The organism is Micromonospora sp. BL1 (assembly GCF_003667485.1).
In the GTDB taxonomy this organism is placed as follows: domain Bacteria; phylum Actinomycetota; class Actinomycetes; order Mycobacteriales; family Micromonosporaceae; genus Micromonospora; species Micromonospora tulbaghiae.
Genome location: NZ_RCVK01000314.1, coordinates 1 through 16,472 on the forward strand (window position 1 = coordinate 1; position 16,472 = coordinate 16,472).

Annotated in this window: 11 protein-coding genes; 4 read left to right on the forward strand and 7 right to left on the reverse strand. The window is 70.8% G+C overall.

Translation table 11 applies throughout. The annotated features are described in order from the left end of the window. The first annotated feature begins 227 nt into the window (after positions 1 to 227). A complete protein-coding gene (locus EAD96_RS23710; RefSeq protein ID WP_120574077.1) occupies positions 228 to 908 on the forward strand; it encodes a maleylpyruvate isomerase N-terminal domain-containing protein in 681 nt (226 codons plus the stop codon). Positions 909 to 914: 6 nt separating this feature from the next. On the opposite strand, the gene EAD96_RS23715 is transcribed toward EAD96_RS23710, so the two are convergent. Continuing rightward, on the reverse strand, positions 915 to 5,102 hold the full coding sequence (locus EAD96_RS23715; protein WP_368666037.1) for a replicative DNA helicase: 4,188 nt from the start codon (positions 5,100 to 5,102) through the stop codon (positions 915 to 917). Between the two features lie 1,168 nt (positions 5,103 to 6,270). Between EAD96_RS23715 and EAD96_RS31660 the strand changes: the two genes are divergently transcribed. Next, the gene (locus EAD96_RS31660; RefSeq protein ID WP_233586145.1) at positions 6,271 to 7,098 is read left to right on the forward strand and encodes a hypothetical protein; all 828 of its coding nucleotides are present in this window, start codon (positions 6,271 to 6,273) and stop codon (positions 7,096 to 7,098) included. Positions 7,099 to 7,164: 66 nt separating this feature from the next. Here EAD96_RS31660 and rplI read toward each other — a convergent pair whose 3' ends face one another. The 4 genes from rplI to rpsF all read right to left on the reverse strand — a co-directional run bounded on the left by rplI (position 7,165) and on the right by rpsF (position 8,807). Then, positions 7,165 to 7,611: a 50S ribosomal protein L9 gene (rplI, locus tag EAD96_RS23725; RefSeq protein WP_018788496.1), complete on the reverse strand. Its 447-nt coding sequence runs from the start codon at positions 7,609 to 7,611 to the stop codon at positions 7,165 to 7,167. A 14-nt stretch (positions 7,612 to 7,625) separates the two neighbouring features. Further along, positions 7,626 to 7,865, reverse strand: a complete 240-nt coding sequence (gene rpsR / locus EAD96_RS23730) for a 30S ribosomal protein S18 (RefSeq protein WP_013289355.1) — start codon at positions 7,863 to 7,865, stop codon at positions 7,626 to 7,628. A 41-nt stretch (positions 7,866 to 7,906) separates the two neighbouring features. After that, entirely contained in the window at positions 7,907 to 8,434 is a 528-nt protein-coding gene (locus tag EAD96_RS23735; protein ID WP_018788497.1) for a single-stranded DNA-binding protein, read from the reverse strand. Positions 8,435 to 8,516: 82 nt separating this feature from the next. Continuing rightward, positions 8,517 to 8,807, reverse strand: coding sequence for a 30S ribosomal protein S6 (rpsF, locus tag EAD96_RS23740; RefSeq protein ID WP_013289357.1), 291 nt, complete (start codon positions 8,805 to 8,807; stop codon positions 8,517 to 8,519). A 633-nt stretch (positions 8,808 to 9,440) separates the two neighbouring features. On the opposite strand from rpsF, the gene EAD96_RS23745 reads away from it, so the two are divergent. Beyond that, entirely contained in the window at positions 9,441 to 10,223 is a 783-nt protein-coding gene (locus tag EAD96_RS23745) for a deoxyribonuclease IV (RefSeq protein ID WP_120572540.1), read from the forward strand. Next, complete coding sequence (locus EAD96_RS23750) at positions 10,220 to 12,346, forward strand: hypothetical protein (protein ID WP_121685827.1); 2,127 nt, start codon at positions 10,220 to 10,222, stop codon at positions 12,344 to 12,346. Before EAD96_RS23745 ends, EAD96_RS23750 begins: the two co-directional genes overlap by 4 nt. A 21-nt stretch (positions 12,347 to 12,367) precedes the next feature. Here EAD96_RS23750 and EAD96_RS23755 read toward each other — a convergent pair whose 3' ends face one another. Then, positions 12,368 to 13,924: a glycosyltransferase family 87 protein gene (locus EAD96_RS23755; RefSeq protein WP_121685828.1), complete on the reverse strand. Its 1,557-nt coding sequence runs from the start codon at positions 13,922 to 13,924 to the stop codon at positions 12,368 to 12,370. A 120-nt stretch (positions 13,925 to 14,044) separates the two neighbouring features. Further along, a partial coding sequence (locus tag EAD96_RS23760; RefSeq protein WP_158614812.1) for a transglycosylase domain-containing protein occupies positions 14,045 to 16,472 on the reverse strand: 2,428 nt, incomplete at its 5' end.

Genomic DNA, 16,472 nt, shown 5'->3' on the forward strand with positions numbered 1-16,472 from the left:
GCCCCCTCCGCCGCCGCCCGGCCACGGCTACGCGCAGCCCGCGTACGGCCACAGCCAGCAGCAGCACTACGGCTACCACGGCCACTACCGCCGGAAGAAGAAGCACGGCTTCCTCGGCGAACTGTTCGACTGACCGCCGACAACACGCACGCCGGGCCGGTGCACCGCGTCGACCCGGCGCGCTCGTCGGCGTGCCGCACCTGCCACACCGTGGCAGGCTGCTCGGCATGAGCCCGATCCGGCAGCACGAGGCGCTGGCCCAGGCGTACGACGGCATCACGGCCGTGGTCACCCCGCTCGACGACGCCGGTCTGCAACGGCCCACCCGGTGCCGCGGCTGGCTCGTCGCCGACCTGCTCTTCCACGTGCTCTGCGACGCCCAGCGCGCGCTCGTCGCCCTGGCCAGCCCCGCACCCGGACCGGCGGACGTGGACGACGTCAGCTACTGGCGCGCGTTCACGCCCGGCGACGACGACGCGGTCGCCGGGCACGCCTGGTGGGCCCGCCGCTCCGCCGCCGCCTTCGACCGGCCCACCGGAGTGGTCCGCCTCTGGACCGACACCGCGCCCGCCGCCGTCCGCGCGGCCACCGCAGCCGACCCCGACGGGTACGTGACCACGCAGGGTCACGTACTGCGCGTACCCCATCTGCTCGCCACCCTGACCACCGAGGCGGTCATCCACCACCTGGACCTGGTGGTGGACCTGCCGGACGCGCCGCGACCGGCGGCGGACCCGACGCGGGTCGCGGTGACCACGATGGACGGCCTGCTCAGCGACGACGCGGTACGGCCGGCCGGCTGGGACGACCACGACTACCTGCTGAAGGCCGCCGGGCGCGTGCCGCTCACCGACCGGGACCGGCTGGAGCTGGGCGAGGCAGCCGGATGGTTCCCGCTGCTCGGCTGACGCCGCTCAGACGATGGCCATGTCCACGAAGCGCGACAGGTGCAACTGGGCCGCGACCGTCACCGTGTCGGTCGGCCCATTCCTGTGCTTGGCAACAATAAAGTCCGCCTCGCCCGCTCGCGGTGACTCCTTGTCGTAGTAGTCGTCGCGGTGCAGAAGGATGACTACGTCCGCATCTTGCTCGATCGAGTTGTGCGCGGCGATGCCGTTGGCGATGAAGTTGTGTGTGCCGAGCACCGTGGCGTCGTAGACGTCCTTCTCGCCGACTGACTCGATCGAGACGATCTCGTCCCAGAAGACGTCGTTCGTCGCGTGCAGATCAAGATCCGCAGAGTCCAGCACCGCGGCCACCTTGGCGAGTCTTGACCGGCTGGGTGCACGCTTCCACATTGCGCTGCCGGAGAACTGGGTACCGACGGCCGCGGCGAACTCTCGGTGGCTCATCTTGCGCTCCGCCAAGACTTCGCGAACCCTGGACCACACCTCCTTGGGCACGGTATCCACGTTCGGATTGCTGACGACGGATTCGAGAATCACAAGCAGCGCCGCGCAGCCGTTGGCGCGCTCGCCGTGCACACCGATCTCCCGGAGGAAGCGAAGCTGGTCGTCGCGACCGGAGATGTCCAGGGTGTACTGCGGCCGATGTCCAGCGACCGGCACCTGTCGCAACCGAGCCGAGATTCCGTAGCGAAGCAGCAGGCGTGAGATGTCCTCCAGCATGCGCCGCGATGTCGAGGAGAAGTAGATCCGTCCGCCTCGACCGGACTTGTTGACAGTTACGGACCCGTCCGTCGCCCAGATGTGTCGCAGGAAGAGCGTGATCTGTTCCTTAGGCAGGCCGAACACCGCCGGCGGTACGAACTTCTCGTGGGACCGCAGCCCGAACAGCCCCAACCCGTCCAACCACTCGGCGATCGGGTTCCGCCGCCCGCGGGCGAGCCGGAACGGTGCCGGTAGTCGGAGCGTCGTCACCCGCGCAGCCGGGTAGTCGTCTCGCACAGCCGTGATCCCGAAGTGCATGGCCGCCTCCGACACGGCTGTCAGATTGGCCTCGTCACAACTGGCGTAGCGGATCGGCTGCCGGCGGACGAACGAGCCGTCCCCGAGGAGGTGGGCCAGCATCACCACCTCCGGCTCGGCCCATGGCTGAATGTTCAGCGGTGGCGGAATGTGCCGAGGCGCGGCAAGCCGAGTTCCCACCGTGAGTTCTCCCAGCGGCAGCCAACCACCGAAGGTGAGAAATGGGTGGTTAGCGGTCGCTTCCACCTGCTTCCCGGATGCCAGGGTCATCCGGAACACCTCGCGCGTTCCACTGGGAAACGCGTGGGTGAGCGTTCGGGGGGTGTAGCGGAGACCTTCATCGAGGGCCCACACAGGAACGTCCCTGACGTTCCCGGCAAGGAGCGCCCCGAGAGTGATCTCCGAGTTGTCATCGGCTCGTACGAGCCTGGTGTCGGCCGTCAGGCAGCCGGATTCCCGCAGGTCGGACAATTGCGGACGCTTATCGGTGCGCTGCTCGGGGCCACGGTTCAGCTGGCTCACCGCGATCACCGGGCACTCGACCTCCTTGGCCAGCAGCTTCAGGCCACGGGACAGGTCCGCGACCTCCTGCTGCCGACTCTCGGTGCGTTTCGGTGAGGTCATCAGCTGGAGATAGTCGACGACGATCAGCTTCAGGTCGTGCTTCTGCTTGAGCCGCCGCGCCTTCGCCCTGATCTCCATCAGGTTCATGCTCGGCGTGTCGTCGACGAAGAGCGGCGCCTCGCTGATCTCGCCCATGCAGCGGGCCAGCTTGGTCCAGTCGTCGTCGGAGAGCTGCCCGCTGCGCAACACGTGCAGCGGCACGCGCGCCTCGGCCGAGAGGAGTCGCATGACGATCTCGACCTTGCTCATTTCCAGCGAGAAGATCGCCGACGCCTGGTTGGCGCGGATCGCTGCATTTCGGGCGAAGTCCATGCTCGCCGTGCTGTTGTGCGTCGGGATCATCGAGCGGCCCGCCAGATACAGATGGTCGGGATTGTCGACAGTCACACAACGCACCGGAACGCTCGGCACCGGACGGACGTCCACGATGAACCGCGAGTGGGAGCGGACGTCCGAGGACGTCCGGCGTCGGGCCGCATGAGCGGTGCGCTTCCGGTCCAGCCGGAAGACCGTGTCCGGGGTGGAGAAGTTCAGCGTGTACGCGATCGACGATGCCTCGGTCCGGCCGCGCACCTTGTGCTCGGTCATGGTGCACCGATGTCCCAGGCTGACGACGAGTTCCCGAACGCCGTCGATCAGGCGCCTCGAGGTGGATGTGTACTGCAGGTTCCCGGTCGGCGCCACCGTGCCGTCGGTGTCCATGAGACCGGCGAGCAACGCCCGGCGCTGTGTTTCGGAGGCGCGGAGGTAGTCCCGCGGAATGTGCTTGTCGTAGGCCACCCCGACTCGCCGGAGCAGGGCCAGGAAGGAGCCGTTCCGCTCGTGGCACTCGGCGCAGCGGCGGGTTCCGGGGTTCTCCCGCAGGGCACGGGTGGAGCCGCCGCAGTCGACGCAGGTGCGGTCCGGCGTCCTGGCCGGCGTGGGCAGATGCACGCTGTAGACCATGGGGCCGCTCGGGCGTACCAGGAAGCCGTCCTGGGCCACGAGGTCGAGCATCTCCGCGTCCGCGGTGGTGAAGCGGCTTGCCCCGGTGTGCCCGTCGCCGAGCCACACCCCGAGGGTGTACGGGGGGACGACCAGATCGCGTTCCGGAAGCCGGAGCGGCGCGCAGTTCCGCACGGCGTGGTTGAGACGACGGTCGGCCGTCTCGGTACGCAGCGTGGCCGCGATCTGCGCCGTCGTGACGATCCCGTCGTGCTCGGCACGGCTGCCCGCGTTCACCGGTCGTTCCGCGCGTGCACGGAGGCCGGAGATCAACGCGCCCACCGGGTAGCCGGGTGCCGTCCAGTTGCGTGTCTTGCCGGCCCGGGTCACCGGTCGGGCGACCCGGCCGTTGGAACCCACCGTCTGCGCCACCGCGTGGAGCACGTTGCGGAATTCCGGGCCGACCTGATCCAGGGTCTCCGCGAGAGTGACCAGCCGGTGCGGTTCGGTGGATGCGGCCGCCTCGGCCGCCCGTACCTTCGCCAGCGCCGGCTCGGCCCAGTGGTGCCGCCGGCGTGCCTCCGGCTGGCGCCGGCTGGCCCGTGTGGTGGTCTTCCACAGGTGCTCGGCGTCCGCCACGATGACGCTTCCGTCGGAGAACTCGACCTCGTAGCAGGGGCGGTCGTACATCACGTCGAAGACGTTGGTGATCGTCGTCGGAGTGCCGTCCGCGGCGAGGAGCTGCTCGCCGACGCGCACCTCACCCATGGTGGTCCAGCCCTGCGGGGTGGGCAGCGGGGTGTCGAGTGCGAGCGCCTTACCGAGACCGGGCCGGCCGGCCACGATGATGAGTTGGCCGGCGTGCAGGCCGTTGAGCAGGCGGTCGAGGTCGGTGAAGCCGGTCGGCACACCCGTCATCACCCCGCCCTGGGCACCGACCGCCTCGATCTCGTCGAGCGTCGGCTGGAGCATGTCGGCCAGGACGGCGAAGTCCTCGCTGACGCGCTTCTCGGTGATCTCGTAGACGGCCTGCTGGGCGAGGTCGACGATGTCGTCGACGTCGCGGCTGCCGCTCGGGCCGGTGCCGTAGCCGAGCTGCACGATCCGGGTGCCGGCCTCGACCAGCCGGCGGAGCACCGCTCGTTCGCCGACGATGCGGGCGTAGTAGGCGGCGTTCGCGGCGGTGGGCACGCTGGCGATCAGCGTGTGCAGGTAGGGGGCGCCGCCGATGCGGGCGAGGTCGCCGGAGTCGGCGAGCGCTGCCGCCACGGTGATCGGGTCGGCGGGTTCGCCGCGCCCGTAGATGTCCAGGATCGCGTCGAAGATGGTGGCGTGGACCGGGCGGTAGAAGTCGTTGGTCTTCAGGATCTCCACGACGTCCGCGATGGCGTCCTTGGAGAGCAGCATGCCGCCGAGTACGCACTGCTCGGCGGCGACGTCCTGGGGTGGTGTCTTCTCGAACGCCGCATCGCGCGGTGGCGGCTCGGGCGGTTGCCCCCCGGTCCGTTCCGCACGCGTCTCGTCGGTGACCGACACGGGTTCCCCCCTCGCTGCGTCGGATCGAGTCCAGCTGTATCGCCGGGGTATGACAACTCTCCGCCGACCCTCCGGTCGATCGGGGGTCATCGCCCGGCGGTCGGTGGACCACGATACGGAACCCGAGGTCAACCGCTCAACAAGGCCGGTGGATGAGCCTCGGGACAACCTGTGGACGCCTGGGGACAGGCATGTGCGCAGGGTGTGCACAGGGGTGTGGAAAAGTGATGGGGAATTCCGGGCTTATCGCCTCTGACCTGGGCTTTTCCTATCCCCACCCTGTGGACGGAAGATTTCCGGCCGAGCTTTGTCGTCGTTCGTCCCGTACTATCGCTGCGAACGGCGACACCTGGGACAGCGGGTTTACTTTCGGGTTGAGAGAGGTCACGCTCCGGCCGTGAGACACCGGGACTGGGGACGCGGGGAGGACAGCCCGCGCGAGCGACGGCCGAGCGGTTCCTGGGATGAGCCCGCCGGGCCGCGCCGGGTCGACTCGTACGCGCCGGAGGGCTACCGCACGGCGAGCCGGCGGCGCGCGATCGAGCGTGGCCAGGACGAGCCGGTCGAGACGTACCTTCCCCGTTGGGCTCTGGAGTCCGGGGTGAGTCGCGCGGACGGTGGCGGGCGGCATGCCGCGCCGGACGACGAGGTGGAGACGCCGTCCTCCGGCGGTGGTTGGCGGGTGGACGCCGGGCCGCGTCGCGATCTGCGCGCGATCGGTGCGGGTCCGTTGTCGGATCACACCGCCGAGTGGACGATGGACGCCCCGCAGGAGCGGGGGTACGTGGGCAACCGGCGGGCGGACGAGGGCGACGAGCCGGTGTCGGGGGCGGTGCCCCGGAGTCGTCCGCGTCGGGCGGCGACACGTCGGCCGCAGGTGACCTGGTCCGGGCTGCCGGAGTCGGCGGGTTCGAGCGAGGGGCCGGCGGGATCGGACGGTGAACGGCCGGCGGGCCGCCGTGGCCGGTCGGCGTCGGGTTCCTCCTGGCCGCCGCCGGCGGGGTCGGATTCCGGCTGGGCGCGGCCGGCGGCCCCGGACGGCGCGTGGTCCCGCTCGGGGACGGATGCCGACTGGCCAACGGCGTCGGATGCGGGCCGGTCGGCGGCGAGGGCCGCGGAGTCGGAGCCGAGCTGGGGACAGACGGCGGCGAGGGCGGGGGAGTCGGAGTCGGCCTGGTCGCGGGCGGAGCCGGAGTCGGCGCGGCCGCAACCGGCGGCGGATCCGTGGCAGCGCCGCCGGAGCGTCGAGCGTGAGCCGGTGCAGCCGCCCGCTGTCGATCCGTGGGACGCGTCCGGGGTGCACGCCTGGGACCGGCCGGTGCCCGCGAGCCGCTGGGAGCGGGCGGAGAACCGGTGGGACCGTACGGAGCACACGGGTGAGTGGGACCGGTTCACCGACACCGGTTTCCTGGAGCCGGTGCGGGACGCGGGCGACCGGTACGCGCCGGCCGATCCGTGGGACCGGTCGGCGCCGCCGGTGCGGGAGGGCTGGGCGTCGCCGGAGCGGGCCGAGGCGTTCTGGTCGGGTACCCGGCTCTCCGGTGACGATCCCCGGTGGATGGAGACCCCGTCGACGGCGCCCCGCTCGCCTGCGGTGGCGTACTCGGCGCCGCGCCCGCGTACCGTGCCTCGCCGTGGCCCGGTGGAGCCGGCGCCTTCGACGTTGCGGCGCCGGGTGGAGACGATCGGCGGCGGTTCGTGGGGCCGGCGGCTGGAGGACGACCTGCTGGACCCGGACCCGGGTGGTCCGTTGCGGCCGTTGGTCTACACGGCGGCCTGCTATCTGGTTCCGGCGGTGCTGCTGGTGATCGGTCTGCTGTTCCTGAGCGGTCAGCCTCCGGCGGGGTGCGTCACGGACATCACCGGCGGTGGGTGTGACTCGCCGCGTGCGCATGCGCTGGAGTCGCTGGTGTCGGCGGCGCCGCGTTTCGGGTTGGCGATGGTGAGCAGCCTGGTGGTGGCGGTGCTGCTGCGGCAGGTCGGGACGACGTGGCGGTCGGCGACAGTGGCGCTGGCGGCCGCGGTGGTGGGTGGCGGCCTGTCCACGGTGGTGATCAGCGCGGTGACGGGCAAGCCGCTCGGTTGAGCGGTGAGGATGCGGAAAGGCCCGCACCGGCGACCGGTGCGGGCCTTTCGCGTCGTGCTTCGGGTGTCAGCCCTTGACCACGTTCAGGTCGAACTTGGCGGTCACCTCGGGGTGCAGCCGGATGCTGACCGGGTAGGAGCCGAGCGCCTTGATGTGGCCGGGCAGCTCCAGCCGGCGGCGGTCCAGGGTCGGGCCGCCGGCGGCCTTGACGGCGTCGACGATCTCGGCCGGGGTGACCGAGCCGAAGAGCCGCCCGCCGTCGCCGGCGCGGGCCTTCAGGTTGACCTTCAGGCCCTCGACCTGGGTCTTGACCTCGGTGGCGTGGCCCAGGTCGCGGATCTCGCGGGCCGAGCGGGCCCGCTTGATGACCGTGACCTGCTTCTCCGCGCCCTTGGTCCAGGCGATCGCGAAGCCCTGCGGCAGCAGGTAGTTACGGCCGAAGCCGTCCTTCACCTCGACGATGTCGCCCGGAGAGCCGAGGCCGGACACCTCCTGAGTCAGGATGATCTTCATGTCCGTGCCTCCTCTCAGCGCGTCGTGGCCGTGTACGGCAGGAGCGCCATCTCGCGGGCGTTCTTGACCGCACGGGCGATCTGCCGCTGCTGCTGCGAGGTCACGCCGGTCACCCGTCGAGCGCGGATCTTGCCGCGGTCGGAGATGAACTTGCGCAGCAGCGCGGTGTCCTTGTAATCGATGTAGGTGATCCCGTCCTTGTCGAGCGGGTTCACCTTCTTCTTCGGCTTGCGAAGTGCCGCAGCCTTAGCCATTGCTCGTGCTCCTGGTTTGCGATCGCGGGCGCTCGGCGCCATTAGAACGGAGGCTCCTCGTCGAAGTTTCCGCCCGAACCACCGCGGGAGGGGGCGGGGGCAGCAGAGGCCCAGGGGTCGTCGAAGTTGCCTCCGCCGCCGCCCTGGCCGCCACCACCACCGAAGCCGCCGCCACCGCCACCGGAGCGGGACATCTTCTGCACCTTCGCCGTGGCGTAGCGCAGCGACGGGCCGATCTCGTCGACCTCCAGCTCGATGACGGTGCGCTTCTCACCCTCACGGGTCTCGTACGACCGCTGGCGCAGTCGGCCGGACACGATCACGCGAGCGCCGCGCTGCAGCGACTCGGCGACGTTCTCGGCGGCCTGGCGCCAGACCGTGCACGAGAGGAACAGCGGCTCGCCGTCCTTCCACTCGCCGGAGGCCTTGTCCATGAAGCGGGGCGTCGAAGCGACCCGGAACTTGGCGACCGCCGCGCCGGAGGGGGTGAATCGCAACTCGGGATCATCGGTCAGGTTGCCGATGACCGTGATGGTGGTGTCTCCTGCCATGACCATCTCCTCGCGCACTCATCTTTGTGCCGTTCAGGCTCTCAGAGCCGTACGACAGCGTGGATGAGGCTTGTGATCCGGACGTGCCGGGTCTGGATGCTCAGCGCATCTCCGGTCGGATGACCTTGGTGCGCAGCACCGACTCGTTGAGTCGGAGCTGACGGTCCAGCTCGCCAACGGCCTCCGGCGTCGCCTGGAGGTCGATGACGGCGTAGATGCCCTCGGCCTTCTTGTTGATCTCGTACGCGAGGCGCCGGCGGCCCCACACGTCGGTCTTCTCCACCGAGCCACCCGCGGTCCGGATCACGTTCAGGTACGTGTCGAGCGACGGGGCGACGGTGCGCTCCTCGAGGCTGGGGTCGAGGATCACCATGACTTCGTAGTGACGCAAGACGTGCTCACCTCCTGTGGGCTAAGCGGCCACGGTCCTTCCGTGGCAGGAGGTCGTGCGTCGCTGCCCGCGCCGGTGCCGGGGGAACCCGGTCGGACACGCGGACAACCGGACCAGGATAGCCGGTCCGGACGATCATGGCCGGGCCGGTGGCCCCGGTGTGCCGGGTGCGGCGACAGGGGCCCACCTCCGGCGAGCCGGCAGGTGGACCCCTGTCCACGGGACCGCGGGGCGTCCCGTCCGCATTCCTTGGGTGGGACCTGGGGAGGAACGACCACACCGATGAGGTTGGATCGAAGACGCCCCGCGGAGCTTTATCGTGTTGTCACCTGGTCTGACCATACAATGGCTCTCGTCACCACTTGGGGTAAATGGAGGAATTGGTCCTACTGCTGCCTCCCGTACCGGGATGACGAGCGGATCCCGCCCCGTCGTGCCGGGCCGCACGGCGGGGCGTCCCGTTTCCGGGGGTCCACCCTCGCCCGTCCGTGCTGTGGACCACGTCCGGGCGAAGCGTCGACCATCGATCCCACCTCGGACAACGACCGCCGGGCCGGGTGGTGACGCGTTCGACCCGCCGGGCGCCTCCCGCGAGCGCGCCGACCGTCGCAGGCGCGACGTAGGCTGCCCTGCATGCGAATCGGAGCCCACGTCGATCCGACCGACCCGCTGGCCGAGGCGGCCGCCCGGCAGGCCGAGGCGGTCCAGTTCTTCCTGGCCGACCCGCAGGGCTGGAAGGCCCCGAAGCCGCGCGAGGACGCCGAGCGCCTGCGTTCCGCCGACGTCGACCTCTACGTGCACGCGCCGTACGTGATCAACGTGGCCACGCTCAACAACCGGATCCGCATTCCCAGCCGTAAGCTGCTGCTCGCCCACGCCACCGCCGCGGCGGACGTCGGAGCCAAGGGGCTGATCGTGCACGGCGGCCACGTCAACGCCGGCCATGACGTCGCCGTCGGCTTCGACAACTGGCGCAAGACCTTCGCGTACGCGGCGGACTCGGGCGGCTTCCCGCTGCCGGTGCTGATCGAGAACACCGCCGGCGGCGACAACGCCTGCGCCCGGCACCTCGACTCACTGGCCCGGCTCTGGGACGCGCTCGGCGACCACGAGGTCGGCTTCTGCCTGGACACCTGCCACGCGTACGCGGGTGGCGAGGAACTGCTGGGCCTGGTCGACCGGGTGAAGGCGATCACCGGCCGGATCGACCTGATCCACGCCAACAACTCCAAGGGCGCGTTCAACTCCGGCCAGGACCGGCACGACAACCTGACCGGCGGCACCATCGACCCGGAGCTGCTGGTGGCGGTGATCCGCGCGGCGGGCGCGCCGGTGATCGTGGAGACCCCCGGTGGCGTCGAGGGCCAGGCCGCCGACATCGCGTTCCTGCGCGGGCAGCTGGGCGCGGCGGCGTGACGACCGAGCAGTCCGGCACGACCGGCCGCCGGTCCGGCGCCGAGCCCCGGCCGGACGGGACGGGCGCGCGGAACCGGCCGGACGAGACGGCCGAGGCGACCCCGCCCCGCGAGGGCGTGACCGCCGAGGGTGGATCCGGCGTGGACGCCACCGCCGGCAAGGCGGGCACCGGGCCCGGTGCCGGCACCGCGGACGAGGCCGCCGCCGAGGAGAAGGCCGAGGCCCGGGACGATGCCGCCGCCGGCAAGGGCGGCGCCCACGACGGGCCGGCGAACGGCGGAGACGCCGGAGACGCCGCCGGCACGAAGGCCGAGGGCGGGGACACCAGCGCAACGGGTACGGCCGACGAGAAGCCCGCCGACCCCTGGTCCGCGTTCGGGCCCGCGCCGGAGCCGGTGCTCGGCCGGGCCCGCCGGGCCGTCCGCGCGGTCGGCCGGTTCCTGGTGCACGAGTGGACGCTCGCCGCCGTCGCCGCGCTGGCGCTGGCCGCGGCCATGACCTGGCCCACGTTGCGTTATCCACGGCACACGCTGCCGCAGGACTACTGGGACCCGAGCCTGCAGGCGTGGCAGATGGCGTGGTCCGGGCACATCCTGCGGACCGACCCGGCGATGCTGTGGCACGCGAACACGTTCTATCCGGAGAACTGGAGCTTCGCGTTCTCCGACACGCTCCTCGGGTACGCCCCGGCCGGCCTGATCGGGGTCGGCCCGGAGCACGCCGTCCTGCGCTACAACATCATGTTCGTGCTGGCGCACGCGCTCGCCGCGTTCGGCGCGTACGTGCTGGCCCGGCAGCTCGGCGCGGGCCGCATCGGCGGCGCGGTGGCCGGGGCGAGCTTCGCCTACGCGCCGTGGCTGCTGGCCCAGGCGGGGCACCTGCACATCCTCTCCAACGGCGGCATCCCGCTGGCGCTGGCCATGCTGGCCCGGGGGCACGGCTGGTCGCTGCGGTACGGCTACCGGCCGCGTCGCCGGCACGCGGGCTGGGCGTTCGCCGGGTGGCTGGTGGCCGCATGGCAGCTCAGCCTGGGGTTCGGCATCGGGCTGCCGTTCGCGTACATGCTGGCCGGGACCGGCGTGGTCTCGGTGGTGCTGTGGTTCGTGCGGCGGCGCCGGGTGAAGCGTCCGTTCGGGCGGCGGCTGTTCCTGGCCGACGTGTTCGGCGGGCTCGCGTTCGCCGCGGTGGGCGCGGCGCTGGCGGTGCCGTACTTCAAGGTCGCCGAGCTGCACCCGAACGCGGAGCGGACGCTCGGTGACATCGGGCTCTACTCGCCGCCGGCGAGCGGGTTCTTCACCGCGCCGGCCGAGTCCCGGGTCTGGGGCGGGCTGCACGAGGGCGCCCGCGCCGTGCTGCCCTGGCATCCGGAGATGACGCTGCTGCCGGGCTTCGCGCTCTACGCGCTCGCCGCCGGTGGCCTGTTCTTCTCGGTCTGGCGGGTCCGGCACCGGATCTTCCTGCTGGCCGGGGTGCTCGTGACGATGGCGCTGGCGATGGGCACCCGGTTCTTCGGCGGCCGGTTCACCTACGTGCCGTTGTTCGACTACCTGCCGGGCTGGAGCGGGCTGCGGACGCCGGGCCGGATGATGCTCTGGACCACGCTGCTGCTGGGTCTGCTCGCGGCCGGCGCGGTCACCGCGTTCTGCATGCGGGTACGCGAGCTGGCCGCCGAACGGGTGCCGCCGTGGCCGGGCCCGTGGCTGCGCCTGGCCACGCTGCTGCCGTTGGCGCTGGTGCTCGTGGAGGGGCTGAACGCCACGCCGCAGCCCGTGGTGCCGCGGCAGCCGGCGGCGATGCGGACCGTCGACGGCCCGATGCTGGTGCTGCCGAGCAGCCAGAACCTGGACCAGCCGGTGATGCTCTGGTCCACCGACCGGTTCCAGCCGATGGTCAACGGCGGCAGCGGTTTCACGCCGCGTTCGCAGGCTCAGATCCGCGAGGCGACAGTGAATTTCCCGGACTACGCGAGCGTCGACTACCTGCGGCAGATCGGCGTGAAGAACGTGGTCGTGTTGCGCGACGAGCTGGCGGGCACCCCGTGGGAGGGGATGCTCGACCGGCCGGTCGACACGCCGGGAGTGACCCGGGAGCAGGTCGGCGAGGCGGTCGTGTTCCGGCTGTAGACCGGAACACGACCGTCTCGGTCACACCGGAACGGGTTCGGCGGGCCGTTCGGCGGCGCGAGCCCGCCAGCGCTGATGCCAGGGCGCGTCGGGCGCGCCGTCGAGCACTCCGCCGTCCGGGTCGTCGGGGTAGGTGTGCCGGACGACGTCCAGTTCGGGCCGCATGATGTCCCGGATGACGAACCCGCAGAGGACCGCCACGGTGATCAGGCGCAGGCTCGACGCCAGCACGAAGACGCCTTCGGGGAAGACCGGCCGGGACATGGCCGTGCCGAGCAGTTCGCCGTAGAACGCGGCGAAGTAGCCGACCTCGGCGACCTGCCAGGCCAGGAACGCGCCCCAGCGCGGCCGGGCGAGCACCGCGAGCGGCAGCAGCCAGAGCACGAACTGCTGGGACCACACCTTGCTGAAGATGAGGAACGCGGCGACCACCAGGAAGGCGAGCTGGGCCAGCCGGGGGCGGCGCGGCGCGAGCAGCGCCAGCCCGGCCACGCCGAGGCAGGCCAGCCCGAACAGCAGGTACGACAGCCAGTTGAGGGTGGGGATGTTCGCGTTGAGCCACTCGAAGGGCCCGAGTTCGCCGGGTGAGGACGGGCTGATCCGGCCGTCCAGGTAGCGGCCGATGTACCAGAGCGTGCCCCAGTCGATCGGGCGCGTCGTGTTCAGGTCGAAGAAGCGTTCCCAGTTCTCCCGGTAGGGGATCGCCACCGGCAGGTTCACCGCCACGAGCGTCACCAGCGCGGTCGCCGTGGCGACGAGCCCGGCCAGCATCTTGCCGGCGCGCAACGCGAGGACCAGGATCGGGCCGAGGAGGAACAGCGGCCACATCTTGGCCGCGCCGCCGAGTCCGATGAGGACGCCCGCCACTCCGGGCAGCAGCAGCGCGTACCGGTCGGGGCGGGCGCGTGCCCAGGCCAGCAGGCCGAACGCGGCCAGGCCGATGGCGAGCAGGTCCCAGTTGACGGTGGCGGTGAGCACGAGCGCCGGGGAGAGCGCGAACAACGCGGCGTCCCAGGGTCGTCGCCGGCGCAGGCTGAGGATCACCGCGACGGTGGCGACGGCGAGCGCGCCGAGCACCAGCGCGTTCAGGTTGTAGAACCACTGGCCCTGGTTGATGGCGGGGTTGTCGGCGCCGAGGGCGTGCACCGGCAGGCCGAGAGCGCCCATGAAGTAGCCGGTCAGCACCGGGTACTCGACCGGGTGGTCGGCGTAGGGCACCTTGCCCTCGTTGAGCCCTTCGGCGTAGTAGAGCGCGAGCACGTCCGTGTAGCACATCCGGGTGTACTGGATGTTGTTCTGCCAGGCGCCGTCCTGGCAGGGCGACTTCTGCACCCAGTGCAGGGCCAGCGTCAGGCACACCAGCGCCAGGACGATCCGGCCGGCGGTCCAGAAGCGGCTCTCCCGGTCGGCTGGCCGGTCCAGGGCGGCGGCGTGGTCGCCGAGCGGCCCGCCGATCAGACCGGAGGCGCCCCGGACGAACCAGTCCGAGCGGGACGGGTGGTCCACCGTCTCTGCGGATCGTGGCGCCGCCTCGGACGCGCCGGGCTCATCGATGCCTGCGGGCGACTGGGTGCTCATGGAGAGGCATCCTGCCGTACACCGGGGGTCGCCGTCCCGTCGCGCGCGGAGAAATTCCGGTACGCGAAACGCGGCGGCGGCCGGACCCGAGGTCCGGCCGCCGCCGTCAGGTGGTACGCGTCAGTTCTGTCGTGTCGGCGGTGTGCTCGGTAGCAGCCCGCCGCCGCCACCGCCGCCACCGGGGCGTCCGCCGCCTCCGGGGAGCCCGCCCCCGCCGGGCGTTCCACCCTGGTCACCGCCGCCGGGGTTGCCGCCGCCGGGCGTGCCGCCGGGGCAGAACAGGCCCAGCGGGTCGCAGTTCGGGCCGCCCGGCTGGCCGGGCTCGTTCGTCGGCGGCGGGGCCTCGCCGTTGCCGGTGTCGTCCTCGCCGACGTTCGCCGCGGGCGGGAACTCTTCCTTGTCCTTGCCCTTGAGCGCTTCGTTCATGAAGCGCTGGAAGATGTCACCGGGCATCTTGGCGCCGCTGATGTTCTCGCCGCCCTTGTACTTGATCGCCTTGCGGTCGGCCTTGTTGCCGACCCAGACCGCGGTGGCGAGTTGCGGCGTGTAGCCGATCATCCAGGCGTCACCGTTGTCGCTGGTCTTGTCGTTGAGTTCCCAGGTGCCGGTCTTCTCGGCGACCTGCCGGCCACCCTCGAGCCTCTTGTTGATCTGTCCGGGGTACTGCTTCAGCACGGAGGTGACGTCGGCGACGACGTCCTTGTCGATCCGCTGCTGCCCCTTGAGCTTCTCCGCGCCGACCAGGTCCCACTTGCCGGTGTCCGGGTTCTGCTTCTCCACCTTCCGGACGAAGTGCGCCTTGTGGTAGACGCCCTGGTTGGCGAAGGTGGCGACGCCGTTGGCGTGGTCGAGCACCGTGATCGGGTACTGGCCGTAGCCGATGACGTGGAAGAACGGCGACGGCGCGAGGTCCTTCGGGTCGGCCTTGGTCAGGTCGTGCGCCTTGGCCGGGTTGGTGTCGGTCTGCCACATGGTGGTGACGCCGGCCTGCTTGGCCATGTCGAGCACCTTGTCCGGGCCGATCTTCTCGGTGATGTAGTAGAACGGCACGTTCAGCGACTTCAGCGTCGACAGTTCGAGCGTGCAGGAGTCACCGCAGGAGACCTTGTCCGCGCCGGCGTTGCTGACCTTGAACTTGGTGTCCTTCGGCGTGAACGCCGTGCCCTTCCACCGGGACTTGATCGAGATGCCGGCCTTCAGCGCCGCGGCGAGCGTGTAGATCTTGAAGCTCGAACCCGGCGAGTGGCCGCCGCTCACCACGCCGTTGTCGACGTTCTTCCCGGCGTAGTCGGTGCCGGTGCCGTTGTCGCCGCCGTAGTAGGCGAGCACTCGCCCGGTCTGCGGGTCGATGCCCACCACGGCGGCCATCAGGTTCGACGGCTGGCCGGCGAGTTCGGAGCTCTTCCGGGCGCGCTGGGCCGCGTCGAGCGCCGCCTCCTGCATCTTCTTGTTGATGGTGGTGGTGATCTTGTAACCACCCCGGCTCAGCGCCTTCGAGCACAGCGGCTTCTTCTCGGTCGCCTCGGCCTCGTTGTCGGTGCAGAGCTTCATCTCGCGCAGTTCCTGCGAGACGTAGTTGACGATGTTGCCGTACGGGGTGTCGATGCCGAAGCCGCCGCCGCTGTTCTTCTTCGGCTTCTGAATGTTCTTCGGGTACTCGGTGGGGTGCTGCGGCGTGTTCGGCGCGTCCAGCCACTTCTCCGTGATCATGCCGTTGATCACGTAGTTCCACCGGTCCAGCGCGGCGGTCGGGTTGATCGCCGGGTCGTAGCCCTGGTGGGTGGCGCTCGGCTCCGGCTGCTTGATCAGTGCCGCCAGCACCGCGGCCTCGGCCACGGTCAGGTCCTTGACGTTCTTGTTGAAGTACGTCTGCGACGCCGCCTGGATGCCGTACGCGCCGCGGCCGAAGTAGATGACGTTCAGGTAGTGCTGCATGATCACGCGCTTGTCGTACTTGTCGTTCAGCTTGGAGGCGAGGATCGCCTCCTTCACCTTGCGGCCGTACGTGTCCTGGTTCAGGTTCTCGAACGCGTTGCGCGCGTACTGCTGGGTGATGGTCGAGGCACCCTGCTTGTCGCCGCCGGTGAGGTTGTTCCACGCGGCGCGGGCGATGCCCTTGTAGTCCACACCGGAGTGCTTGTAGAAGTTCCGGTCCTCCGCCGCGGCGACCGCGTGCTGGACGTGCTCCGGGATCTGGTCGATGGTGACCAGCTGGCGGTTCTGGTCGCCGATCCGGGCGATGGCGGTCTTGCCGGTCGAGTCGTAGATGGTGGTGGACAGCGGCGGGATGGTGTCCTCCGGGAGCACCACCTTGGTGGAGTACCAGGTGAAACTCACCACGCCGATGCCGGCGAGCATGATGAACACGGCGAAGCCGGCGATCAGCATGTTGATCCGGCGGCGCTTCTTCGCCCGCGCCGGGTCCTCGCCGCGGCCACGCCGGCCGGGGCCGGCCGGACCGCCGGGACCACCGGGGCCACCGCCGGAGGCGCCGGGCACCCGGGCCCGGCCACCGACCGCCGCCGCGCCGGGGCTGCGGGCGACGGTA